This is a genomic window from Bacteroidota bacterium (assembly GCA_016722375.1).
GTDB lineage: Bacteria > Bacteroidota > Bacteroidia > Chitinophagales > LD1 > Bog-950.
In genome coordinates this window covers 123756-147613 of record JADKJG010000008.1, presented here as the reverse complement: position 1 = coordinate 147613, position 23858 = coordinate 123756, and the positions used below count along the sequence as shown (strand labels likewise).

The window sequence follows — 23858 nt, the reverse complement described above, 5'->3', positions numbered from 1 at the left end:
CTCATCTGTGTTTCCTTGCATTTCGCTTGGCTCAACAACGATTTGAACATTTCAATTTTCACCACTCGATTATTTCAATAGATTTATCGCTGAAACGAATCTTTCATTTAAAATCAGTTAATGATAAAAACAGAAAGTTGGGGTACGCGGGTAGGTTTAATTCTGGCAATGGCGGGCAATGCCGTCGGCTTAGGGAATTTTCTTCGCTTCCCGGTTCAAGCCATACAAAATGGAGGAGGTGCTTTTATCGTACCTTATCTCGTATGTTTTCTTTTGATGGGTATTCCGCTGCTTTGGGTGGAGTGGTCTATGGGAAGATTCGGGGGAAAGAATGGACACCATTCCACCCCCTTCATTTTGGATTCGATGGATAAAAAAGCCTTTTGGAAATACATCGGGGTCTTCGGTATTTTCACCAATCTGGCTGTCGCCTCCTATTACTGCTATATCGAATCATGGACTTTGAGTTATGTTTATCATTCCATCATCGGCTCCTTCTCTTCCGAATCGCCGGAGCATGTAGCGGCATTTTTCAACAACTATGTAGCTCTTCAAACGATAGAGCCTATTTTCTTCTGGTTGTTTTGCCTTTTGCTAAACACCTACATCTTATCCAAAGGATTGAGTGGTGGAGTGGAGAAGGTAGCTAAAATTGGTATTCCTCTGTTGATATTATTCGGAGCTATTCTTGCTATCAGAGGAGTTACTATCAAAGCAGGAGTTCATGGTGCTGTTAATGACGGAACACTGGGGCTCAACTTCTTGTGGACACCAGATTTCAGTACGATATGGACACCCAAAGTTTGGTTGGCTGCCGCCGGACAGATTTTCTTTACACTCTCTGTTGGGATGGGTTCCATTCACTGTTATGCTTCTTACGTTCGACCGAAAGATGACATTGCACTGAATGCCATGAGTGCTGGCTGGATGAATGAGTTTGTAGAAGTGGTATTGGGCAGTTCCATTATTATCCCCATATCCATCGGGTATTTGGGAGTGGACAGAGTAGTGGAACTAACCAAGTCGGGAGGCTTAGGACTAGGATTCAAGACGCTGCCTTATCTATTCCAACAATGGGGGCCGACCTTGGCTGTATTGGCAGGCGTTATGTGGTTTGGGCTATTGTTCTTTGCCGGAATCACCTCCTCTTTAGCTATGGGAACACCAGTAATGGGTTTTTTAAGAGACGAGTTCAACTGGGGTCGCGAAAAAGCTGCATGGACGTTTGGTGTAGTAATTTTTCTTTTGGGCTTGCCTGCTGTGCTTTTCTTTAATGAAGGCGTCTTTGATGAATTTGACTATTGGGCAGGAACAGTATCGCTCGTGGTTTTCGCCTTGTTTGAAATTATTCTTTTCGCCTGGGTTTTTGGTATGGATAAAGGCTGGGCAGAAATCAATCATGGTGCAGATATGAAAGTGCCGCCGATTTATCGGTTTATCATAAAGTTTGTTACTCCGGTTATCCTGCTTTTTGTATTTGTTTTCTCCTTGCCTGATATTTGGGCAAAGATTATTGGAGAAGCCTCTATCTACGTTCAGCTATCTCGCTTACTATTGCTGGGTGTCTATGGCGCAATTTGTTGGCTGGTTTATATCGCTTACAAGAAGCGAATCAAAGAAGGTAGATTTACTTCAAAATAAAATAGAAGAAGATGAATACACAAGCGTTAATAGTGATGCTGGCCGCAGAAGGGGTGGTTACCTTTTTCGTCCTGTACTTTTTTATAAAAGTATTGAAAACCCCACCTAAACCAGAACCGGATTCCTATTCGGAGAATGATGATGTTGAAAGATAAGCGATATGGAATTAGAAGCTAAATTGAGAAGCGTTATTCGGGAGGTTCCTGATTTTCCCAAACCGGGCATCATGTTCAAAGATATTACTCCGGTATTTTTGGATGCCGCGCTTTGCGATGAGCTGACAGAGCGTATCATAGGTAAATTTCTCCACAATCACGGGAAAGTAGATGCGATTTGCGCCATTGAAAGCCGTGGTTTTTTTATGGGTATCCTTATTGCTAACAAATTACAGATACCTCTTTTTCCGGTTCGCAAACAGGGCAAACTTCCTGCCAAGACCAAATCGTTTACTTACGAATTGGAATATGGCACCGCCACCCTCGAAATTCATACTGGAGTGATTCAACCGGGCTGGAACGTGATGATACACGACGATGTTTTGGCTACAGGAGGCACTGCGGTTGCCGCAGCAGAACTGGTGAAAGCCGAAGGCGGGACGATTGCCGGATTCTCATTCATCACCATTCTCGATGCTTTGGGCGGGAAAAAGAAGATAGCTCCCTACTCGACTAATGTTGTCGCTATCACCGAGTATTCCTGATTTCCCGGCCTGTTAATTTCCTTCTCTATAACAGAAAAGCCCACGCTGTTTTGTTATCATTGCGCGCAAATTTTTAAAAAATAAAAAAGATCAGAAATGGAGGTAGCCAACATGCAACAAACCGATAATAAAGGCATGAACTTCGATTATAATGACAATCAAAAAATGATTGTTCAAACCGTTCGGGATTTTGCCGAGCGTGAAATTCGCCCCAACCTGATGAAATGGGATGAAGAACAAATATTTCCCAGAGACCTTTTTTATAAAATGGGTGAGTTAGGTTTTCTCGGTGTCTTTGTACCTGAGAAATACTCTGGCTCTGGTTTTGGCTACTTTGAATATGTTACAGTCGTCTCTGAAATTGCCAAAGTTTGCGGTTCTATTGGTTTGTCGGTCGCTGCGCATAACTCGCTTTGCACGGGACATATTTATTATCACGGCACTGAAGAGCAGAAAAAGAAATACCTCCCAAAACTCGCCACCGGCGAATGGATTGGAGCTTGGGCATTGACGGAACCTAATACAGGAAGCGATGCCATGCGTATGAAATGCACTGCCAAGAAAGTGGATGGCGGATGGATTCTTAACGGAACCAAAAGCTGGATTACCCACGGAAAATCAGGCGATGTAGTGTTAGCGGTAATAAGAACCGGTGAATTGCTCGATTCAAAAGGTATGACCAGCTTTATTATTGAAAGAGGCACCAAAGGGTTAAAAGCCGGAAAGAAAGAAAACAAACTGGGCATGAGGGCTTCCGAAACCGCCGAAGTTATTTTTGAAGATTGCTTTGTACCCGATGAGAATGTTTGTGGCGGCGAGGCGAAAGTAGGAAGCGGTTTCCAGCAAGCCATGCAAGTGTTGGATGGAGGACGTATTTCTATCGCGTCTATTGGACTGGGTATTGCCAAAGGCGCTTTTGAGGCATCTGTAAAGTATGCAAAGGAGCGTCAACAGTTCGGGCAGCCTATTGCCAATTTTCAGGCCATCTCTTTCAAATTGGCAGATATGGCTACAAAAATAGAAGCTGGTGAACTGCTAACTATGCAAGCCGCTTACCTGAAAAACGAGGGTAAGAAAATGACCAAAGAATCTGCATTCGCTAAATATTATACCTCTGAGATAGCTGTTCAGATTTCTACCGATGCCATCCAGGTGTTTGGAGGCTATGGATATACCAAAGATTTTCCGGTGGAAAAATTCTTCCGTGACTCCAAACTGTGCACGATTGGCGAAGGAACTTCCGAGATCCAGAAGCTAGTCATTAGTCGGGAGATAATGAAGGGGAACATATAGTTTGGTAATTCGATAGGGTTTTTTAATTTTGCCGACCAAATTTTAAATCAATATATGCTGATAATAGATACTAGAGAGTCCGAATCACTCGACCGCGCACTGAAGAAGTACAAGAAGAAGTTTGAAAAATCAGGCACGTTGCGTCAGTTGCGTGAGCGTCAGGTTTTCACTAAGCCAAGTGTACGTAAAAGAAACGCTGTTTTGCGTGCTGCTTACATTCAAACTTTGAAGAGAGAAGAAGAAGGATAGACCTTGCTAATTTTATAAATGAAAGAACCCGTTTCCCAAAAGGAACGGGTTTTTTTTGCCCTCTTTTGAACAAAAAGCTGAGCTTTCTCAACGTTTCAAGCCTCATAATCCATTATGCCATACCCTTTTAGGCCATTGGCAACTGACCAATTGTCGTTTGGATGCAAACAGGAAAAGATGTGCCCAAAACAGGAGCTATTTGCATACAAATAGCTCCTGTTCGCATCAAAACGGCTCGCGTTTTGGTGCAAACGCGGAGCGTTTTGTGCAAAACACTTGCTGTTTCGGTGCGAATAGATGACGATTGATACAAAACTCTTTCAATTTGCGTCAAAACAGCAAGTGAATGATACAAGACAGATGGGGTTTGCAGCGAAACGAGAGAAACAAGGTGCTGAAAGGCTGGAAGCAAATGTGCAGCATTTCTGATCTATCCTCATCTATCCTATTGCGAAGGTCTTTTACGGTAAAACTTCCTTGACAGTGCTGACGACGTTCACTATATTTTTATTTCACTGGAAGAACTAATCACTAACTACAGCCTTGATATTTTAGTCATAAATCAAGAAGTAAAAAATCATACAAGCGGTTGACGGGAACGCCAGCTAAATAGAAAATAACTGGTGAAACGGTCAATTTGACGGGAGTTGTGGGCAGGATACATGGCGAAGGACAGATGGGTTTTTGGAGAAAATAAATTGGGAAGTGTATGGGATTGATAGTATTTGTACTGGTTATAAATCAGCGGGAGCGGGGGAGCGAATTAAACTTTTCCGGATGGGGGCGATGTTATAGTCTTCGCTATAAATGTCAAGTTTTAGGTGTCGAAAAGTCTATTAAGCTTTTATTATTATTGGGGAATGAAATCACGACATAAACCTAACCACCTTATGAAAATACGCACTTTAGTTGTTCCGTTTTTGGTAATATTTTTTTCAGGATGTGTATCATATGTTCAAATAGTTGATGCGTCGGCCAAATCTGAAAATTTAAAGCAAGAAGGCGAGCAGTTCATTTATGAAAATGACACAGTTAAGGTACGGTACACTTTTTGGGAAGCTAATGGCGTAATGGCATTTACAATTGAGAATAAATGGGGTAAACCTATTTATATCGACTGGAAGAAGTCTGCATTCATTAACTCGAATGTTAAGTTGAGCTATTTTATGGAAAAGGAAACAACAAATACCCAAAGTGTTTCGGTGGGTTCATCTTATCTATACTCCAATATTTTTAATTGGAGTAGATGGTATTCTTTGGGTTTGGGTGTAGGGACATCTAATTCAACTACCATAAAGGAAGAACGGATTTCCTTTATTCCCCCTCATTCAGTTAGTTCCCGTACTACATTTAAAATATTGCCTGGATCATTTATAAAACTGAATAATGTTCCAAAGGAAATTTTAAAAGACCATAACGTAAAGGGCAAAGTAATGACAGCCACGAAAGAGACCTCCCAAATTTTCTTTCGTAACTTTTTAACGTATTCAACGAAAGAATCCTTCGATATAGAGAGCTATATCGATAACGAATTTTATGTCAGTAAGGTTACACAGCTTCCGGGATAAGTTTTTTAGAAGGATACGTAGACCCAAAGCGTTTTATATAAAGCTAAAGATTAAACCCTTCTTCTCTGCCCGTGTTGGCGTTTGAGTTCTCCAAAATAATAGTAGAGCGAATAACACCAATGCCTAACAACAACGACGATTGTTTATTCGCTATTTCCTACTGCCGGATGAAGTTCGCAAATCATTCAAACCTATTTCCGGCATTTCTCTTATCTTCGTTCTATGTTTAAAGAGCCTTCTTCCAATAAATCAGAATCGAAATTTGAAGGGCTTGCTCCTTCCAATGTTCGGCGCAAACTTACTGCACGTGATGTGGCATTAGGTATCGGAAGAAAAGCCTCGGAAGAAGAATTGGACGAATATCTCAGCCGTCCGCCAAGGGAAAGTATTTCGCTTAAACAAGCCATCGGGCAGATAAAAGCAAAGCTGAAAAAGCCCTCCTCTAAAACTTGGAAATAGAGATTAAGGCAAAGGCGTTGAAAACGCTTGATGAAGTCGCCAACTTCTTAGAGTCGCTCAACACGACCGGATCGGGTGGTCGTTGGCTCGATAAGTTTTTTCTGCGGATACAGGCTTATGCAAAACACAACGTAGTTTATGCTTTATGCAAAAACGCAAAACTTGCCAAGAGGAATTTTAGTTGTATCACGTTCAATAACTGGGTAGTGGCGTTCCAAATTATAAAAGGCAGACTCGTGATATACGAGATCATTCACGGCTCATTACTTTAAATCGAGAATGTGCCTCGCTGGATGAAGTTTGTGAACGGGTTGACATTTAATATTTAGGGATACTACCTCACCTTCTCCTCCTCAATCCTTTGTCGAAGCTTTTTGAGATAGGCTTCTTTGCTTAAATCCTTCTTGTCCTTTGCTTTTGAAATCTCCACGTTCAGCAAGCCCATATACTTTTGTTTCAGCGGTCGGTCTCCTACAATCATATTCATGGCAGCTACCATCTCTTTTTCCAAAGGCAGATAGCCTCCTTTTGACGCATACAATTGCTGAAGAAACCCCGGAAAATCGTCTTGCAAAAAGCGTTGCACTAAATCTATGTAGAACTCTTCAACCTTGGCCGATGGGTTTTGGCGGATGGCGGAAAGAGCACTTAGATATTTGTTGTCCTTTGTAGTGAGATACCGTTCACCTATTGCATCCAGCAATTCCTGTTTACAATCGGAGGTGTCGTCGAAAATCCTTACTGAATTTTTGCGGATGAATTCAATCTTCGTGTTAACACTGTCTAACAAAAAACAAGGATGATACAGCATCTTTTTCTGTGCTGCCAACTCTCCAATAGGAAATAGAAGCTCGGCAAACAGAAGATAAAGTATCAACCTCTTCATGTGTTGGGGCTATTGTTTTCCCTGTATATATTCATTCAAATCATCCACGCTGGAACTGAACCCGAATACATTATTAACCTTGAAATAATTATTCGGTTCTGTACATCGCTCATAAGCATATTTGGCAAAGGAAAGTTTGGTCTCCTCAAATCCAAATCCTTTGCAGATTTCGCTGACTTGCGCCGCACTCAGGCAGTTTCCTCCAGCAATTTGTTTTGCAGTAGAAAGCTTCGTTTCATCAAATCCTTGCTTCTTGATGGTGGCTAATGCACTGGCAAAATCAGTGGCCGACATTGCGGTTGCGGCGCGACATCCGCGAGAACGAGCGGGAGATGTTGTGCGGTCGTCAACTATCACCGCGCCACCTGTTGTTGTAGTGGTGGTGTGCGTAGTCGAAGTTTCAACCGTGCCGTTTAACATAGGGTCGGTAATCGTCATGCCTACCCCTACACCGCCAACGTTTACGTTGACCGCGGCAGTATTGCCAACGCCAGTGGTGGTGGTCGTAGTGGTTTGCGTCACCGAGGTGCCGCTAGCCAAACCCGGATTGCCATAGTGCATAACATATACGTTTGTTGGTGCAATAAAGCCCGTCTGGATAGGTGCCGATGAAAAGTATTTCAATGATAGCTTTCCGTTATTTTTATCCTTCTTGATTTTGTAAGCCACATCGCTCATGACATTATCTACATCGGCAATCATCAGCATGTTCTTGCTGATCTCGCCCAAAGTCTTATCCTCAAAAATCACCTTAGCATTATAATATGGCTGCGGCAGGTCTTCCACCCGAAGATTGGTTTGTGCCGTATTATTCTGTCGCTCCCCGTTTAGAATGAGGAAGAACTTATCGCCATCTTCAGAAAAGATAGTGAGGGCGCCGGTAGCCTGTGGCTGGGCTATAGCGTAGAAAATAGAGAGCATAAAACCTAAAAGGAAAAGGATTTTGGGATTCATATTGGTTAATTTCTTGATTATGGTTTTCAATTTGCCTGCCAAAAATGAAGGATTATACCGTTTTTGCAAATTATTGTAGGCTGACTTTCACTATCCTTAGATAATTTGTAGTTGTTCAGAGGTATGTATTCTGGCACAAAACCACTCTCAGCCTTAGCCAATTCTAAGGGATATATCCATTTGGGGGTGCAGGTTATTCTTCTATTTTTGCGCAGCAATTTTTGAATCATGGCAAACCTTAAAGAAGTACGGGTTCGGATTACCTCCGTCAATACCACACAGCAGATTACCAAAGCGATGAAACTCGTGGCGGCCTCTAAACTCAAACGCGCCCAAGACCGCATCTTGATGATGCGCCCCTATTCTGAGAAACTGAATGAAATCCTCAGCAATATCATGAGTAACTTGGGGGCAGGCGTGAACATGGCCTTCAATCGCGAAAGAGAAGCCAAGAATATTTTGATTGTTCTTGTCACTTCTGATAAAGGGCTTTGCGGTGGATTCAATTCCAACCTGATTAAAACGGCTAAAGCAGTGATCAACGACCGCTACGCTACCCAAAAGAAAAACAAGGGACTTACTTTATTGTGCGTGGGCAAAAAGGGCTATGAGTTTTTCAAAAAAGATACCGATTTGAAAATGATTGGCGACTATGTCAGTCTGATGCAGGGAGTCAATTTTGAAAGTTCAAAGGCTGTTTCAGAAATGCTGATGAAAGATTTTTCCAATGAAAAGTATGATGTGATTGAGCTGATCTATTCTCAGTTTGTCAATGCGGCCACTCAAAAGTTCAAGGTCGAGCGCTTTTTACCAGTGGCGCCACCAAAAGAGAAAAAAGAAAATAAGGCAAAAGCCGATTACATATTTGAACCAGAGAAAGAAACTTTGTTGCTGGAATTAGTTCCAAAGATTCTGAACACCCAGTTTTTCAAATCCTTGTTGGATACCAACGCTTCCGAACACGGTGCGCGCATGGTAGCGATGGATTCGGCAACCAACAACGCCAACGAGTTGATCCGCAACCTCAAAATTCAGTACAACCGCGAACGCCAAGCAGCCATCACGAAAGAAATTCTGGAAATTGTGGGCGGCGCAGCAGCCTTGGAAGAAGGAAATTAAATCCGACTTGACAATATCCTGATTTGATGATGTACCAATGAAAAACAAATCATCAAATCGTCAAATGCTCAAATCATCAAATTAGGTTTTGGAGAACATACACCAACATATCGAAGCCATTGTGTTCAGCTCGGAAAGTGCTGTGACCAAAGAAGATGTGGTGCAGACCATGAAGAAGGCTTTTCCGGACAGCACGCTCGACGAGCAACTGGTGGAACAGGTGTTGAAAGACCTGGAAGAAAAATTCAAGTCCGACATTTTTGCCTTTGAACTGCGCGTGATTGGCGGCGGTTACCAGTTTTTCACCAAACCCGAATATCACAACACCGTGTCGGTGCTCATTGGTCAGAAGGAGAAAAGGCGACTTTCTACTGCTGCCCTCGAAACGCTGTCTATCATTGCCTATCGCGGACCTGTGACCAAGGTGGAATGTGAAAAGATACGCGGCGTGAACTGCGATTACTCAGTTGAAAAATTGTTAGAAAAAGAATTGATTGAGGTGGCAGGCCGCATGGAAGATTCGGTGGGCAAACCCATCATCTATAAAGTAACCCAGAACTTCCTCGACTATTTTGGCATCAACTCCACCCACGAACTGCCCAAACTCAAAGACATCCTGCCTCAACCAGATGATAACACCATTGGTGAAACACCAGAGATTATCTCTGACCTGCCTGCGGAAAACTCGGTAAATACCGACACTCCAGACGAAGCCCCCTAACCCCCATCCTCTTTTAATTTTTTAGAAAAACCGCCATCACCAGTGTGCATTTACAGCATTGGGAGGGCAAATATTTTTCATCCGTCAAGGCCTCTACCCCATCAGGGTTCATCTATACCTCGTCAGGGTTGATCTATGACTCGTCAGGGTTCATCTATGACCCATCAGGGTTCATCTATGACCCATCAGGGTTCATCTATGACCCATCAGGGTTCATCTATGACTCATCAGGGTTGATCTATGACCAGTCAGAGTTGATGTATGACTCATCAGGGTTGATGTATGACTTGGCAAAAGAGGTCTCTGTTTTTGCGAAAAGGAGACGTCCGACATCTATTTAGTCCATTTTTATGTTAAAATCATCGAAAATAACACCTTCAAGGCTCTGTCATAAACCCGCTGGTTCGAGCTAAAAATTGAACTCCGCCTGTGTTGAGTTTGAGTTCTCCAAAACAGTAACAGAGTGAACGACACCAACACACAACAACGGCAGCCCAGTGGCATGTATTTTATCAATAACAAAAACTTTATGAAGGAGTAGGAGTTCAAACTACAAAAGTCTTAAAGACTTTTGTAGTTTATAAAACCCAAAGCCCCGCCCGATAGCTATCGGTCGGGGTCTTTGATGTTAAGTTTTTATCTTTGAAATATAATTTAGAGAAATGGATAATTTCCTTCAATACATAGCCATCAATCCTGAAATTCGTTTTGGCAAACCGTGTATCAAAGATACCCGCATAGCCGTTTTAGACATCCTGCAATGGCTCGCATCCGGCATGAGCAAGGAAGAAATATTGTCTGACTTTCCCTCTCTTAAAGAAGAACACATCCGGGCAGCGCTTTCATACGCCGCACACCGGGAAATGCATACCAAATTAATCGCGGCATAGTGATGCGATTATTGCTCGATGCAAATCTATCGTGGCGCTTGGTTCGTTTGCTCGAAAATGATTTTGCTGTGGTCACTCATAATAGTTCATGCCGGTTTAAAGGAGTTTTCGACCGATACGGCTATTTGGAGTTTTGCCCTTGAGAACCAATATACGATTGTGACCAACGATGAAGATTTCTATATCCTGTCATTGGGCAAAGGGTTCCCGCCCAAAATTATTTTATTACGAACCGGGAATCAAAGTACCAAATACATGGCGGCGGTGTTGCTAAAGCATAAATCAGAAATCGAAAAGTTTATTCCCTCCAAAGAGTATGGTGTCTTAGAGATTTTCTAAACAACCTAATTCCATGAAGCCCAATTGGGAGTATGTTATTTGCCCTCCCCTTCTTACCAATACTTTTCCTTAATTTGTAGGAAGAAATTATTGATGAAGGTATTTTTTACAGGACTACTTCTTTTTGCCGTTTTATCCAGCTTGCACGCTACCCAGCCCTGCGGTAATTGTGCCCCACTTATTTTTAAAGAAAACAAGGGACAATGGGAGCCGAAGGTTCTCTACAAAGCCGAAATAAAAAACGGTGCGGTTTTTTTTGAAGAAAACAGCATCACCTTCAATTTGTTCGACACCCGCGATATTATCCGCATCAAAGGTGACCATCACCGCATGGAAAACTATAAGCCCAATATAGATTATACCATTCATTACCATGCCTTTAAAATGAAGTTCGGCAGCACGTCCGGCACGAAACCGGTCGTAGCGGGGGGCGCAGCGATTAAAGAATACTTCAATTATTTTATTGGAAATGATCAAAGCAAGTGGGCATCGAAGGTGCGGGCCTTTGAAGAAATCAGTTATCCTTCATTATATAAAGGGATTGGTTTGAAGATAGCCTCGCAGGATGGCCTGATGAAGTATGTGTATGAAGTGAAGCCTGGTATAGATGCGAAAATGCTGAAGGTAGATTTTGAGGGTGTGGATGGGTTGTCGCTGAACAGTCAAGGGGATTTGGTAATTAAAACCTCTGTGGGTGATGTAATCGATTTGAAACCCTATGCCTATCAAATGGATAAAGGAAATGAAGTTGTAGTGGCTTGTAGTTTTAATCTTTTGGAAAATTCATTGCAGTATCATTTCCCGAATGGATATGACGCATCTAAAACACTTTATGTAGATCCTACTTTAGTTTTCTCTACTTATTCCGGTTCAACATCCGATAATTTCGGATTCTCAGCCACCTTCGACAGCAAAGGAAATGCCTTCGCCGCCGGCACAGTTTTCGGCACCGGCTATCCGGTAACGGTGGGTGCCTATCAGACGAGCTATGTAGGAGGCCCCAATGTTGTTTTTACTACCGGAGGGGCTTATCCGGGAGATGATATCGGAATCACAAAATATTCGAGCGACGGCTCACAAAGGTTGTATTCGACTTATCTGGGCGGCTATGGTCAGGAACTGCCTCATAGTTTGATCACTAATTCATTAGATGAGTTATACGTTTTGGGTACCACCAGTTGTATGGATTTTCCGGTCACGTTGCTGGCTTATGATCGAAGTTTCAATGGAGGAAACGACCCCGGAGTGTTTGACGGAATCGCGGCGCATTACCGGGATGGTTCAGATATTTTCATCTCTAAATTTAGTGTGGATGGCAGCCAGTTGCTGGCTTCCACTTTCGTTGGCGGCAGCGGCAACGATGGGTTGAACTATCGCGCCGGTCAGCCTTATTCTTCACCCGGATTTCTGAGACACAATTATGCAGACGAAGTGCGCGGTGAGATTGAGATTGACCTTAACAACAATATCTATGTAGCCTCCTGCACGCGCTCAGCAGACTTCCCCAGAACGTCGAATACCTTTCAGCCAAATTTTGGCGGCGGACAGGATGCCTGTATCTTTAAAATGGATGCTAACCTGAGCACCATGATTTGGAGCACTACCTTTGGTGGGAGCGATGATGATGCTGCCTATTCTGTAGCAATAGATAAAGAGGAAAATCTTTTTGTAGCCGGCGGAACCCGCTCGTTGAATTTTCCTACACACAGCGGTGCTTTTCAAACTGCTTTTGGCGGTGGTGAGGCAGACGGCTTTTTGACTCATATCAATAAGAACGGACAGGTTCTGACTGCCTCAACCTACTATGGATTTAAGGAGTATGATCAAATATATTTTGTTGATCTGGATAAGGCGAACAACGTATATGTGTTCGGGCAGGCAGATAGTTCTCAAACAAGGTACATCAAAAATGCACTCTATAATAAACCCAATGGTGGGCAATTCATTTCCAAGTTTAACAAGAACTTAGATACGCTAGTATGGGCCACCTCCTTTGGCAGGGGCATTGCCAAAACCGATATTTCACCTACGGCATTTCTGGTGGATGTTTGCAGTAATATATATGCTTGTGGTTGGGGAAGCCAGGGGGTAAACAATATAGTAGGTGGCACCGGTGGCACTACCGGTTTGGATGTTACTTCCAATGCGCTGAAACCGACCACCGATGGTCAGGATTTTTATTTGATGGTGATGCGAGATGATGCCTCGGCCTTGTCCTACGGTACATTCCTCGGTGGCGACTTGAGCGAAGAGCATGTGGACGGTGGAACCAGTCGCTTTGACCGAAAGGGAGTAGTCTATCAATCTGTTTGTGCCGGTTGCGGAGGTCATAGCGATTTCCCCACCACACCCAATGCCGTTTCGCGCACCAATAATTCATCGAATTGTAATGTGGCTGTATTTAAGTTTGATTTGAATCTGCCTCTTATTATCGCAGACTTCACTCCGCAAAATGGTTGCCGTAATCTTCCCATTCCTTTTGTCAATAACAGCAGTTCCGTGTTGTCGCCTTCTTATCAATGGTTTTTTGGAGATAACCAGACATCGTCGCAGCAAAATCCGGTACATACTTTCGCTCAATCAGGCTTGTATGAAGTGATGTTGGTAGTAACCGATCCGGGCAGTTGCAATGCAAGTGATACGATGGTGAGAAAAATTTTGGTGCTTGGCGGTGCAGACACCACTAAAAATTTACCGCCCATCACCATTTGTGAAGCACAAACTACGCAGATTGGTTTGCCCCCCAGTTCGGATACTTCATTTGTATATCAATGGATACCTGCAAATACTTTGAGCGCTGCAAATGTTTCTAATCCGGTGGCCTCTCCTGCGCAAACAACTACTTATCAGCTTCTGGTCAGCAATGGCGATTGCGTGGATACCTTTTATCAAACCGTGGTTATCTTTTCTGATGTTCTGAACGTGGAGGGAAATGACATTTCATGTCTGGGTGATACAGTAAGACTTTCCGTCATTAACTCGCAGCCCAATCAACAATTGACATATAGTTGGGAACCTGCCAATCAGATTATATCCGGTGCCAATACTGCGAACCCGGTGGTAAATCCTGCACAGAATACCACCTTTAAGGTCAAGGTGGTTAATCAGATAGGATGCACCGTAACCGACTCTATACGAATCAACATACTTTCTCAATCTCCAGCAGTAGATGCTGTAGCTACTCCTGCCACCATTGAACTGGGTGATACGAGCCAAATTAGCCTGGCCACCAGTTCAGATGTGATTTCTATAAGGTGGACACCGGACTCTACATTGAGTGCAGAGAATATCTCAGATCCTATGGCCTATCCAAAACAAACACATACCTATTATGTAGAGGTAGAGAATGAACAAGGTTGTCGGAAAACAGATTCGGTTACGGTTAATGTAATCTTTCCTCCCTGCGATGAATCTCAACTTTTCATTCCCACCGGCTTCTCTCCGAACGGCGATGGAAAGAATGATGTTTTGTATGTGCGAGCGAGTTTTGTTGCCAATATATATTTTGCTGTTTATGACCGTTGGGGTCAAAAGATTTTTGAAACAAAAGATATAACAAAGGGCTGGGATGGTTCATTCAAAGGAAAAAATTAGACCTTGCGGTGTTTGGTTATTATGTAGAAGCTGATTGTGAAGGTGGAGAACATTTTTTCTTTTAAAGGAAATGTAACCCTGTTGAGATGATAAAGAGTTTACAGTTCACGGCTCACGGTTTGCAGATAAGAAAGATCTTACTTTGTATTTGCATCGTGGTCAGCGGCCAACTATTAACTGTCAGCGCACAGGACATTCACTTTTCTCAATTTAACTTCTCTCCGCTCAACCAAAATCCCGCTAACACCAATTTGTTTGATGGTGATTATCGCTTCGTGGGAAATTATAAAAATCAGTGGCCTACGGTTCCGGTTCAATACAATACCTTTTCAGCTTCGGTAGATATGAATTTCGTTACGTTGAAAAACAATGACCGCATAGGTGGAGGATTTCTGTTTTATTTTGATCGTGCAGGTGATTCGCGTTTTACTTCCTTTCATGCTGCACTATCGGCCTCTTATACCAAAGCGCTGGATAAAAATGGAAATCACAGTTTAACCGGAGGAATGCAATTTGGTTTGGTCAATCGCAGCTTTGATTATTCTAAGCTCACTTTTGATAATCAATGGACAGGAGATTTTTTTAACCCAAACCTTCCTGTAGATGAGCAATTTACGCGAACCCGCTTTAATTTTTTCGATTTGGGAGCCGGTCTAGCCTATCGTTGGAAGAAAACTGACCGGACGAATGTGGTAGTGGGCTTTGGTGCCGCGCACTTAAATCAACCAAAACAAAGCCTGTATAATGACAACAGCATTAAGTTGAATCCTCGCTTCACGGTTCATAGCCGCGGACAGGTACAGGTTTCGGACAAAATAGATATTGTTCCCGAATTTATGTTTCAAATTCAAAGTGTAAAATATGAGGTTGATTTGGGGGCACATCTCAAGTATTACATTCCCTTAAAGAAAGCTCACCGGTTGGCGCTGAACCTAGGTGCATACAGCCGTATGGCTGATGCAGGCTGGCTCTTGGCGGGTTTTGATTATGATCAATTACAAGTCAATCTTAGCTATGATGTGAATTTTAGTCGGCTCACCTCTGCCAGTCGCTATAATGGCGGTTTCGAAGCCTCTGTGATTTATATTTTGGCAAGAGTTAAAAAAATCAATAAGCCGGGGGCTATTTGTCCTGCCTTTCTATGAAGATAAAACTGCTGATTGTTATTGTGCTTACTATGCCTCACTTCCTGTTCTCACAGAGTGCTGCACAATTCGTTAAAGCCGGAGATAAGAAGTTCGGAGAGGGTGATTACTATGCTGCATCGCTCTATTACACAAGCGCTTTGAAAAAAGACAAGGAGAGCGCAGCGTTACAATATAAATTCGCGGAATCAGCCCGAATGTTTAATGATTATAAAGTAGCTGCGGAGGCTTACGCTGAGGTGGCTGCAAGCGATCAGGAAAGCGCTTTCCCGCTGGCTAGTTTTTGGCAAGGTGTCATGTTAAAGAGTTCAGGTAAGTATGACGAGGCAATCAAACAATTCAAATTGTTCAGAGGTAAGTATCGCAAGAAGGATTATTACATTCTTAAAGCACAACAGGAAATCGAATCTTGCTTATGGGCAAAGGATCATCTAAAACCCAACGAGCAAATCAATATAGAGCATCTGGGCAAGGAGGTAAATACCGGTGCCTCTGAATTTAATGCAATCCATGTATTCCCAGATAAGCTTCAGTTTTCAGCGATCAGAAATATTTCGACGGACAAGAAGCATGAAAAGTATTTGGCGAGAATATATAACCAACCGCCTTCACCTGAAAGTATATTTCTCCCTGCCGGGGCAAACGAAGAGCAAAATATTGGTAATGGCAATTATTCTTCAGATACCAAGAGGTTCTACTTTACTCAGTGCGAGCAAAAAGACAAGACCACTACCCGTTGTGATATTTACGTATCGCGATATGAAAATTATAAATGGAGCGCAGCCGAGAAACTGAGCGACCATGTAAACGATCCCAAATTCACCAATACCCACCCCGCTCCGGGATATGATTTATCGGGCAATGAAATCTTGTTTTTTGCTTCTGACCGAGAGGGTGGGCAGGGAAATATGGATATATGGACGAGTAAGTTGAATGCAGACGGAACCTATCAAACGGCTGTCAACGTCGGCAATAAAATAAATACCCCTGGAAATGAGGTCACTCCGTTTTATGAATTGAACGAAAAGAGACTTTACTTCTCCTCCGATTGGCATTACGGTTTCGGAGGCTTCGACATTTTCGAAAGCACTGGTGAATCGGTCAATTGGACGGAGCCCAAAAACCTACTTACTCCCATTAATACTCCTCAAAATGATTTGTACTATTCCGTAGCTAGTGATCTTTCAAAATCATACATCACCTCCAACCGCGTAGGCTCCTATTTTATTGAAGCAGAAACTTGTTGCAACGATATCTATGCTTTTGCAACCGACAAAAAAATAAAAAGAGTTGTGGACATTCCGGTGGGGGAAATCAAAAAGGATATCGTGCTGCATCAGGTGGATTCACCAACCATACCTATAACTATCCTGCCAAGCTTTCGTATAGATGATAAAGTGAAAAATATTCAACAGCAGCTTCCGGTCACACTTTATTTTCATAATGACGAACCGGATTGCTGCAATCTTCGAGATACCACTTCTCTTGATTATAAGCAAACCTATGAGGCCTACACAGCATTGCTGAATGAATACAAAAAAGAGTTTGCCGGGAATCTGAAAAAAGATGAAAAGGAAAAGGCAGGAGAAGAGATTCTAAATCTCTTTATGAAGAAAGTGGATAAGGGTTATTACGATTTGGTGTCGTTCAGTGCTCGACTTTTAGAACTCTTACAAGCGGGGAATAAAATTGAAGTTACGATCAAGGGATATTGCTCGCCACTAAATGACAATGCCTATAATATCCATTTAGGTTACAGACGTATCGCCTCTTTGAAAAATTATTTCTTCCATTATCGCGAAGCGATGTTGATCCCATTCCTAAAAAATGGTTCTTTGACTTTGAAGAATGAGTCTTTCGGAGAAGAAACCGCAGCAAAGGGGATCAGCGACAGCAGAACAGATACCCGAAACTCCGTCTATAATCCGGCAGCAGCTTTGGAAAGAAAAGTCGAAATTATTTCGGTAGAGCTGAAATAATTACTGATACCTATTCACTAAATATTTTTCGTTTAGCATTACCAACTCATCAACTGTCACAACAGTTCTTATATTTGAATCGTGCCGAAGAAACCATTAGACTCATCACCGAAACGTGAAACCAAAACATCTTCTATCCCTTATAAGAAATGGGATAAGAAAAAGAAAAACCCTGTGCTGGTAGCTGCCGCAAAAAGATTGATTGCTGACAAGCCTGCTTATAGTCAGAGAAAAAAGAAACCAGTGGAAGCGGCTGACGTACAAAATATCTCTAAGGATTTCCCCAAAAAAAGATATCGCTCAGAAAAGGATTTGAGTTCTGATGAGAAAGAAATTTATTCTGAGGATCAAAAAATTGAAGAGGAAAGTCGTCTGAATAAATATATAGCTCATGCCGGGGTAGCTTCTCGTCGCGCGGCAGATGAGCTGATAAGAAATGGCCGGGTGAAAGTGAACGGGCTTGTAGTGACCGAGATGGGTCATAAAGTTAAGCCAGACGACAAAGTGGAGTTTGATGGCAAAGTCCTTTCACCGGATAAAAATTATTACGTTCTCCTCAACAAACCCAAGGATTTCATCACGACTGTAAGCGATGAAAAAGATCGCAGAACAGTCATGCAACTGTTGCGAGGTGTCTATACACAGATCAAATCTATCAAGAAGCCTCGCCTTTATCCGGTAGGGAGATTAGACCGTAATACCACCGGTGTATTATTGATTACCAATGACGGCGCACTGGCTCAGAAGCTCACCCATCCAAGTGGTGGAGTGAAAAAAGTCTATCATGTAGTGTTGGATAAAAAACTGCTGAAAGAAGATTTTAATAAAATAGCAGAAGGAGGCGTGGTGCTCGAAGATGGCATTGCCGAGGTGGATGAAATTGCATACCCAAACCCTAAGAACAGAGCGGAAGTAGGTGTAGAGATTCACACCGGCAAGAACCGATTTATTCGCCGCCTGTTTGAAACACTGGGATATGAAGTCGTTAAGCTAGACCGAGTTTATTTTTCCGGCCTCACCAAAAAAGACCTGCCTCGCGGGCGCTGGAGGTTTCTAAACGAAGAAGAAGTTCGGATGCTTCGCCATTTTATATAGGGCTTCCAAATGATAGATTGACTTTCACCCACCTCATTCTTTGACCACCTGCCTCATCACTCTGAACAACTCTCCTCTTTCGAAGGTTATTACCATAATAAAACCAACCTCATTCGGTAGAAAACTTAAATTAATGCTCGTAGTATAGCGTTGGCTGAGCTTGATTTCTCATTCAGATATAGGCCGTTCTAAACACCATAACGTACTGCTAAAGCCATGCACCCTTTCCACCACTGCTCCGCCATGAATGGCGGTTTATAACAGTACACTTTAGCGTGGTGAGAATCAGGCTCTTACTAAATGGCTTTAGCCCTAATAATTAATATTCGGCAATTAGGTTTCGAAGACTTATAGGCACAACTCACACCCAGTTATGACCCTACGTATAATTACTTAGGCTTTCACACCAACACTATTTCTTTCATGGGCTTTTATCAAACCATGATACCATGCCACCCCAATAATGTATAAAACCACGGTAATGAAAATGATATTCGAGTAGGCAATATTAGCTTCTCGAAGGATGGAGAAGATTTTAGCACTAGCAAACCAACAACCACTCCAAATGGCGGCATTGAGAGCCGAAATCATCTCCCGGTTACGCTCTCCTACATAGCTAAGCGTTAATTCTGAGGTCATCGGTCCGGCCATATTCATCAGTGGTTGGCGGATGATAAACGTGCCGACAGCAATCATGATACCATAGGGAGTATGGTTGTACCATTCCGTCGTACCCATGATGAAAAGTGCTATGATCGCAAATGCCTGAACCAAGGTGATAGCCACCCTGTATCCAAATCTCTTTTTGATTTCAGGCACGATAAAACCTCCAAGAGCCACTAAGGTAAAGGCCGCAGAATTCATCAGAGAAAAGGAAGCAGACTTCATTCCATGAACATTTTCAAAAAATAAATTGATGAAGGGAATAGTGAAACCGGCACCAAGAGCAATAATAAAAGTGGGAACAACAGCTTTAAAAATCAGTCCCCAGTCATGATTCGTATGAAGGTTAGCCACCGGAACCCGCACACCAAGGTTCTCCTTATCCGGCAAACGGAGAATGAAGATGATACCCAAAAAACCAAGTGCTGAGTAGATAATGAGTAGCAGTTCGGTATTGAACATGAGATTGATTTGTGGAAGAAGAAAACTCAGTATCCCTACCAAAATAGTAGTGATGTTACCGGCTGAAAAAAACAGCGCAAAGGATTCTGTTTGGTGCTCCTTGCTTCCGTTTAGCAACACATAGGGTAAGACCAGAATCTGCAAGAGGGAAAACGTGATACCCCAAAGAGACATCAACATACGGATGAGTTCCGTATTGTGATAATGAATTCCCCAAATCAAAAGAAGAGCAACGATGGGCGATGAGATAGCCCCCGCCAGCATAAAAGGTTTTAGCCTTTTCCCCTTTGCCAATATGGCTAGGGGCAGTGAGCAAAGCAGCACCGTCAGATATCGGTTGCTGACCATAGAGGTGATTTCGTAGTCCTTAAAACCATGATCAAGCATTTCATAGTTCAGCAAAAGCGTAAAAGCCGCATTGATAATTTGGATAAAGAAATCCGCCATCATCAGATGGATAATCACTGGAGGGATAGAAAGATAGCGGGCGACGATGCGCTTCAAAAGAAGACAGATAATTTGAAGCGCATATTTAAGGATTTACAGAATGATGTAACCGAATACGGGGATATCATCATTAATCGAGGTCAACTTCTCTAGGCAGAGGTACAGCCATAAGGAGGCAGAAACCTGTTTTGCAAGATAGTGCCTCTTCATGGCTAAAGCCAAAAAACACAAAGCAGATTTGCACAACGCCGGAGCGTGGTGTAATAAACCGCCATTCATTGGTGGAGTGCTAGATGTAAAACTGGTCACAGATTTAATCCTATGCTTGCTTGGTTACTACTTCAAAGTAGCTACGCCGTTTCTCCATCCGGTGTATGCGTGACCGGTATAGCCTGCCGCGGATACATACATATCGGAACAAAGTGGTGTGAGAGCCTCTCGTCGTCAGAGACGTCTAGTGGGGCAGGCAACTTGATTAGTTCACCCCATCTTTCAGTCGTGGTTGGGGATCTGCCGCTGTACCGTCCGGAAGAAAAACGATTATATCATCCTAATATTTCTCTTTTTCTCTCTTAAATGCAGGGCTTTGTGATATACAATTGGGAAAACCAATAGTGTAAAAACAGTTGCTGTAACTAAGCCACCAATAATTACGATCGCCAGTGGCTTTTGACTTTCAGAACCAATGCCTGTGCTGATAGCTGCCGGAAATAACCCAATAGCTGCCATTAACGCTGTCATTACAACAGGGCGTGTTCTTACTTTTACAGCATTCACAATTGCCTGATTGAGGTCGTCTAAGGTTTCGGCTTGCTTGTGAAATTCCGAAATGAGAATTACTCCGTTCTGAACGCAGATACCAAACAAGGCAATGAAGCCAACTCCCGCTGAAATTCCAAAATTTATCCCTGTTATATGCAGAGCAAGGATGCCGCCAATGAGTGCGAAAGGAACATTGATTAACACATAACCTGCATCTTTCGCATTGTTGAACATAATGAAGAGTAAAACAAAAATGAGTATCAGGCTTATGGGAACAACCTGCGATAATCGGTTGCTCGCCCTCACCTGATTTTCAAATTCTCCAGTCCATCCAATTTTATAACCTTCGGGTAATTTAATATTGGCATTTACATTCTTCTGTGCTTCGGCAATGGTGCTTCCCAAATCTCGTTCACGAACGGAAAATTTTACACCGATAAATCGTTTTGTATTATCACGATAAATAAAAGCAGGACCTGTTGTTTGTTTTGTTACAGCTATTTCTTTAAGTGGTATCTTGTTTCCGGTAATTGTAGGAACCATGAGCATTAAAATATCATTTTCATCTTTACGAAAATCCTTATCGTAACGAATTCTGATGTCAAATTTTTTTTCGCCTTCGTATTTCTGTGTGGCTGTTTTTCCTCCGATTGCCATTTCAATAACGGCTTGAGCATCAGCTTTTGTAATGCCGTAAATCGCCATTTTTTCTTCATCCAATAAAACACTTATCTCGGGCTGACCGATGTTTCGCAATATGCCTACATCTTTTATTCCGGGCACATTTTGTATTTGTTCAATTACCTGATTGGCATACTCGTCTAATTTATCCAAATCATCACCGTATATTTTTACAGCATTAGAGGCATTCATTCCGGCAACGGCTTCTGCAACATTATCAATAATTGGCTGCGAATAATTATAGTTTATTCCCTGATATTTTTTCAAATCCTTGTCCATTTTCTCCACCAGTTCGTCTAATGAAATTTTCCTGTTCCATTCTTCTTTTGGTTTTAGATTTACTTGCATTTGCACATAATAAAACCCGTTTGGATCGGTTCCGTCATTGCTTCTTCCTGTTTGAGATAATACGCCATTTACTTCGGGGAATTTCATCAGTTCCTTTCGTAACACGCTGACCATTTCGACAGTTTTCGGAAGTGAATAACTCATGGGCATTTTTGCCTCCACCCATAATGCTCCTTCATTTAATTGCGGTAAAAATTCTGTTCCAAGCCATCGGGTAGAAAATATAGTGAGTGCAAAACAACCTGTGGCAATCAATAGTGTTACTTTTTTATGAGCAAATGTCCAGTTAAAACCTTTTGCTACTATTTTATTTACATTTTTTGTAAAGAAATTATCCTTTTCTTTCACATTCTTTTTAAGCAACATAGAACTTAAAACAGGAACTAAAGTGAGTGTGAGAATCAGTGCACCAATCAAGGCAAAACCGAGTGTCCAGGCTAAGGGAGCAAACATCTTACCTTCTACTTTCTCGAATGAAAAAATGGGAAGTAAGGCGGAAATGATAATGAGTTTTGAAAAGAAAACAGCTTTTCCCATTTGTATTCCTGTAGTTTTTATCAAGCCCATTTTTGCCAAACGGTTGAATTTCTCCATGCCTGTTTTACGGGCTTTGTGGTCCAAGGCAACAAAAATTCCTTCTACCATGACGACTGCACCATCTATGATAATTCCAAAATCAATCGCACCCAACGAAAGTAGGTTAGCACTCATGCCTTTGAGGTGAAGCATGAGAAAAGAGAAAAGCAGAGAAAGCGGAATAACAAAAGCTACAATTACAGTAGTTCGCCAGTCAGCCATAAAAAGAAAAACAATTACTGTAACAAGTATGATGCCTTCCAATAAATTGTGCATGACAGTTCTGGTGCAGTATGCCATTAGGTTATCGCGGTCGTAAAAGGTTTCCATTTTTACATCGGACGGTAAAATGGAAGTGTTGAGTTCAGTTATTTTTTCTTTTACTCTTGTCAAAACTTCACTCGGATTTTCCCCTTTCCGCATTACTATAATGCCTTCTACCACATCGTCATTCTCATTTAATCCAACCTGACCTACACGGGGCTTGCTTGCTTCCTGCACCGTTGCAACATTTTTGACTAATAGCGGATTTCCATTGAAAATGTCCACAATGGTGTTTTCAATATCTTGCTTACTATCCAAAAGACCAATGCCCCTCACAACAAACGCCTGCCCGTTTTTTTCAATCACATCACCACCTACATTCAGGTTGGATTTACTTACAGCTTCATAAAGTTCCAACGGAGTTAAATCATACTGTTGCAATTTTACAGGGTCAACAGATATTTCATAGATTTTATCTTGTCCGCCAAAGGCAACAATATCCGCTACCCCCGGCACTCTGCGAAGTTCACGGTCAATTATCCAGTTTTGAATGGTGAGTAAATCTCTTGTGTCTCGTTCATTACTTCTTAAAACATACCTGAAGATTTCACCAGTAGGTCCGTAAGGAGGTTGCACATCGGGATCAACGCCTTCGGGCAACTGCACATTTGTCAATAGATTATTGACCTGTTGCCGTGCAAAAAAATCTTCTACATCATCATTAAAAATGATTTTAATAACCGACAAGCCGAACATGGTAATGCTGCGAACATTGGTTTTCCGCTGCACACTGTTCATCGCAATTTCAATGGGCGTGGTAACAAATCGCTCTACTTCTTCAGCACTTCTGCCGTTCCATTGCGTTACAATAATAATTTGTGTATTGGTCACATCGGGAAATGCTTCGATAGGAATCCTTATGAAACTGAACGTTCCGGCAATGACTAAAATACCCACCCAAAAGAAAGTGAAGAATTTATTTTTTAGCGAAAAGCTGATTATGTTTTTTATAAAATTATTCAT

At 42.2% G+C, this 23858-nt stretch carries 21 protein-coding genes and 1 pseudogene; 18 read left to right on the top strand and 4 right to left on the bottom strand.

All coding sequences use genetic code 11. From position 1 onward, the window contains the following. The first annotated feature begins 120 nt into the window (after window positions 1–120). From IPP77_12875 to IPP77_12840, 8 genes are all read left to right on the top strand, one after another. Window positions 121–1641, top strand: a complete 1521-nt coding sequence (locus IPP77_12875) for a sodium-dependent transporter (GenBank protein MBL0310522.1) — start codon at window positions 121–123, stop codon at window positions 1639–1641. A gap of 11 nt (window positions 1642–1652) precedes the next feature. Further along, window positions 1653–1796, top strand: a complete 144-nt coding sequence (locus tag IPP77_12870; protein MBL0310521.1) for a hypothetical protein — start codon at window positions 1653–1655, stop codon at window positions 1794–1796. A 5-nt stretch (window positions 1797–1801) separates the two neighbouring features. Then, a complete protein-coding gene (locus tag IPP77_12865) occupies window positions 1802–2341 on the top strand; it encodes an adenine phosphoribosyltransferase (protein MBL0310520.1) in 540 nt (179 codons plus the stop codon). Between the two features lie 135 nt (window positions 2342–2476). Continuing rightward, window positions 2477–3634 carry an acyl-CoA dehydrogenase family protein gene (locus IPP77_12860; protein ID MBL0310519.1) on the top strand — a complete coding sequence of 386 codons (1158 nt, stop codon included), beginning with the start codon at window positions 2477–2479 and terminating at the stop codon, window positions 3632–3634. Window positions 3635–3688: 54 nt separating this feature from the next. Next, complete coding sequence (locus IPP77_12855; GenBank protein ID MBL0310518.1) at window positions 3689–3883, top strand: 30S ribosomal protein S21; 195 nt, start codon at window positions 3689–3691, stop codon at window positions 3881–3883. Window positions 3884–4773: 890 nt separating this feature from the next. Beyond that, on the top strand, window positions 4774–5451 hold the full coding sequence (locus IPP77_12850; GenBank protein MBL0310517.1) for a hypothetical protein: 678 nt from the start codon (window positions 4774–4776) through the stop codon (window positions 5449–5451). 222 nt (window positions 5452–5673) lie between these two features. Beyond that, window positions 5674–5910 carry a hypothetical protein gene (locus IPP77_12845; protein ID MBL0310516.1) on the top strand — a complete coding sequence of 79 codons (237 nt, stop codon included), beginning with the start codon at window positions 5674–5676 and terminating at the stop codon, window positions 5908–5910. Then, window positions 5901–6182, top strand: a complete 282-nt coding sequence (locus tag IPP77_12840) for a hypothetical protein (protein ID MBL0310515.1) — start codon at window positions 5901–5903, stop codon at window positions 6180–6182. The genes IPP77_12845 and IPP77_12840 overlap by 10 nt, the downstream gene beginning before the upstream one ends. A gap of 62 nt (window positions 6183–6244) precedes the next feature. Here IPP77_12840 and IPP77_12835 read toward each other — a convergent pair whose 3' ends face one another. Both IPP77_12835 and IPP77_12830 read right to left on the bottom strand, forming a co-directional pair. After that, entirely contained in the window at window positions 6245–6796 is a 552-nt protein-coding gene (locus IPP77_12835; GenBank protein ID MBL0310514.1) for a hypothetical protein, read from the bottom strand. 9 nt (window positions 6797–6805) lie between these two features. Continuing rightward, complete coding sequence (locus IPP77_12830) at window positions 6806–7750, bottom strand: DUF4476 domain-containing protein (protein ID MBL0310513.1); 945 nt, start codon at window positions 7748–7750, stop codon at window positions 6806–6808. 228 nt (window positions 7751–7978) lie between these two features. Here IPP77_12830 and atpG point away from each other — a divergent pair, with 228 nt between their 5' ends. The 9 genes and pseudogenes from atpG (at window position 7979) to IPP77_12785 (ending at window position 18632) form a co-directional block, all read left to right on the top strand. Then, window positions 7979–8869 carry an ATP synthase F1 subunit gamma gene (gene atpG / locus IPP77_12825; protein ID MBL0310512.1) on the top strand — a complete coding sequence of 297 codons (891 nt, stop codon included), beginning with the start codon at window positions 7979–7981 and terminating at the stop codon, window positions 8867–8869. An 88-nt stretch (window positions 8870–8957) separates the two neighbouring features. After that, entirely contained in the window at window positions 8958–9590 is a 633-nt protein-coding gene (gene scpB / locus IPP77_12820; protein MBL0310511.1) for an SMC-Scp complex subunit ScpB, read from the top strand. Between the two features lie 44 nt (window positions 9591–9634). Further along, the gene (locus IPP77_12815; GenBank protein ID MBL0310510.1) at window positions 9635–9931 is read left to right on the top strand and encodes a hypothetical protein; all 297 of its coding nucleotides are present in this window, start codon (window positions 9635–9637) and stop codon (window positions 9929–9931) included. Between the two features lie 321 nt (window positions 9932–10252). Continuing rightward, window positions 10253–10480, top strand: coding sequence for a DUF433 domain-containing protein (locus IPP77_12810; protein MBL0310509.1), 228 nt, complete (start codon window positions 10253–10255; stop codon window positions 10478–10480). A 2-nt stretch (window positions 10481–10482) separates the two neighbouring features. Beyond that, window positions 10483–10819: pseudogene (locus IPP77_12805) on the top strand (DUF5615 family PIN-like protein). A gap of 93 nt (window positions 10820–10912) precedes the next feature. Then, complete coding sequence (locus IPP77_12800; protein ID MBL0310508.1) at window positions 10913–14413, top strand: gliding motility-associated C-terminal domain-containing protein; 3501 nt, start codon at window positions 10913–10915, stop codon at window positions 14411–14413. A gap of 86 nt (window positions 14414–14499) precedes the next feature. Next, the gene (locus tag IPP77_12795) at window positions 14500–15558 is read left to right on the top strand and encodes a PorP/SprF family type IX secretion system membrane protein (protein ID MBL0310507.1); all 1059 of its coding nucleotides are present in this window, start codon (window positions 14500–14502) and stop codon (window positions 15556–15558) included. Next, window positions 15555–17537, top strand: a complete 1983-nt coding sequence (locus IPP77_12790; GenBank protein MBL0310506.1) for a PD40 domain-containing protein — start codon at window positions 15555–15557, stop codon at window positions 17535–17537. Before IPP77_12795 ends, IPP77_12790 begins: the two co-directional genes overlap by 4 nt. Before the next feature lie 135 nt (window positions 17538–17672). After that, entirely contained in the window at window positions 17673–18632 is a 960-nt protein-coding gene (locus IPP77_12785) for an rRNA pseudouridine synthase (protein ID MBL0310505.1), read from the top strand. Window positions 18633–19025: 393 nt separating this feature from the next. On the opposite strand, the gene IPP77_12780 is transcribed toward IPP77_12785, so the two are convergent. Then, a complete protein-coding gene (locus IPP77_12780; GenBank protein ID MBL0310504.1) occupies window positions 19026–20261 on the bottom strand; it encodes an MFS transporter in 1236 nt (411 codons plus the stop codon). Window positions 20262–20412: 151 nt separating this feature from the next. On the opposite strand from IPP77_12780, the gene IPP77_12775 reads away from it, so the two are divergent. Continuing rightward, window positions 20413–20586: a hypothetical protein gene (locus tag IPP77_12775; GenBank protein ID MBL0310503.1), complete on the top strand. Its 174-nt coding sequence runs from the start codon at window positions 20413–20415 to the stop codon at window positions 20584–20586. A 158-nt stretch (window positions 20587–20744) separates the two neighbouring features. Here IPP77_12775 and IPP77_12770 read toward each other — a convergent pair whose 3' ends face one another. After that, complete coding sequence (locus IPP77_12770; GenBank protein ID MBL0310502.1) at window positions 20745–23858, bottom strand: efflux RND transporter permease subunit; 3114 nt, start codon at window positions 23856–23858, stop codon at window positions 20745–20747.

Bases quoted from the DNA above. Each gene is read 5' to 3' on its own strand.
- IPP77_12800 (MBL0310508.1), top strand. From the start codon at position 10,913: ATGAAGGTATTTTTTACAGGACTACTTCTTTTTGCCGTTTTATCCAGC.
- IPP77_12870 (MBL0310521.1), top strand. From the start codon at position 1,653: ATGAATACACAAGCGTTAATAGTGATGCTGGCCGCAGAAGGGGTGGTT.
- IPP77_12775 (MBL0310503.1), top strand. From the start codon at position 20,413: ATGGCTAAAGCCAAAAAACACAAAGCAGATTTGCACAACGCCGGAGCG.
- IPP77_12795 (MBL0310507.1), top strand. From the start codon at position 14,500: ATGATAAAGAGTTTACAGTTCACGGCTCACGGTTTGCAGATAAGAAAG.
- IPP77_12865 (MBL0310520.1), top strand. From the start codon at position 1,802: ATGGAATTAGAAGCTAAATTGAGAAGCGTTATTCGGGAGGTTCCTGAT.
- atpG (MBL0310512.1), top strand. From the start codon at position 7,979: ATGGCAAACCTTAAAGAAGTACGGGTTCGGATTACCTCCGTCAATACC.
- IPP77_12810 (MBL0310509.1), top strand. From the start codon at position 10,253: ATGGATAATTTCCTTCAATACATAGCCATCAATCCTGAAATTCGTTTT.
- IPP77_12830 (MBL0310513.1), bottom strand. From the start codon at position 7,750: ATGAATCCCAAAATCCTTTTCCTTTTAGGTTTTATGCTCTCTATTTTC.
- IPP77_12855 (MBL0310518.1), top strand. From the start codon at position 3,689: ATGCTGATAATAGATACTAGAGAGTCCGAATCACTCGACCGCGCACTG.
- IPP77_12770 (MBL0310502.1), bottom strand. From the start codon at position 23,858: ATGAATAATTTTATAAAAAACATAATCAGCTTTTCGCTAAAAAATAAA.
- IPP77_12875 (MBL0310522.1), top strand. From the start codon at position 121: ATGATAAAAACAGAAAGTTGGGGTACGCGGGTAGGTTTAATTCTGGCA.
- IPP77_12860 (MBL0310519.1), top strand. From the start codon at position 2,477: ATGAACTTCGATTATAATGACAATCAAAAAATGATTGTTCAAACCGTT.
- IPP77_12845 (MBL0310516.1), top strand. From the start codon at position 5,674: ATGTTTAAAGAGCCTTCTTCCAATAAATCAGAATCGAAATTTGAAGGG.
- IPP77_12835 (MBL0310514.1), bottom strand. From the start codon at position 6,796: ATGAAGAGGTTGATACTTTATCTTCTGTTTGCCGAGCTTCTATTTCCT.
- IPP77_12850 (MBL0310517.1), top strand. From the start codon at position 4,774: ATGAAAATACGCACTTTAGTTGTTCCGTTTTTGGTAATATTTTTTTCA.
- IPP77_12790 (MBL0310506.1), top strand. From the start codon at position 15,555: ATGAAGATAAAACTGCTGATTGTTATTGTGCTTACTATGCCTCACTTC.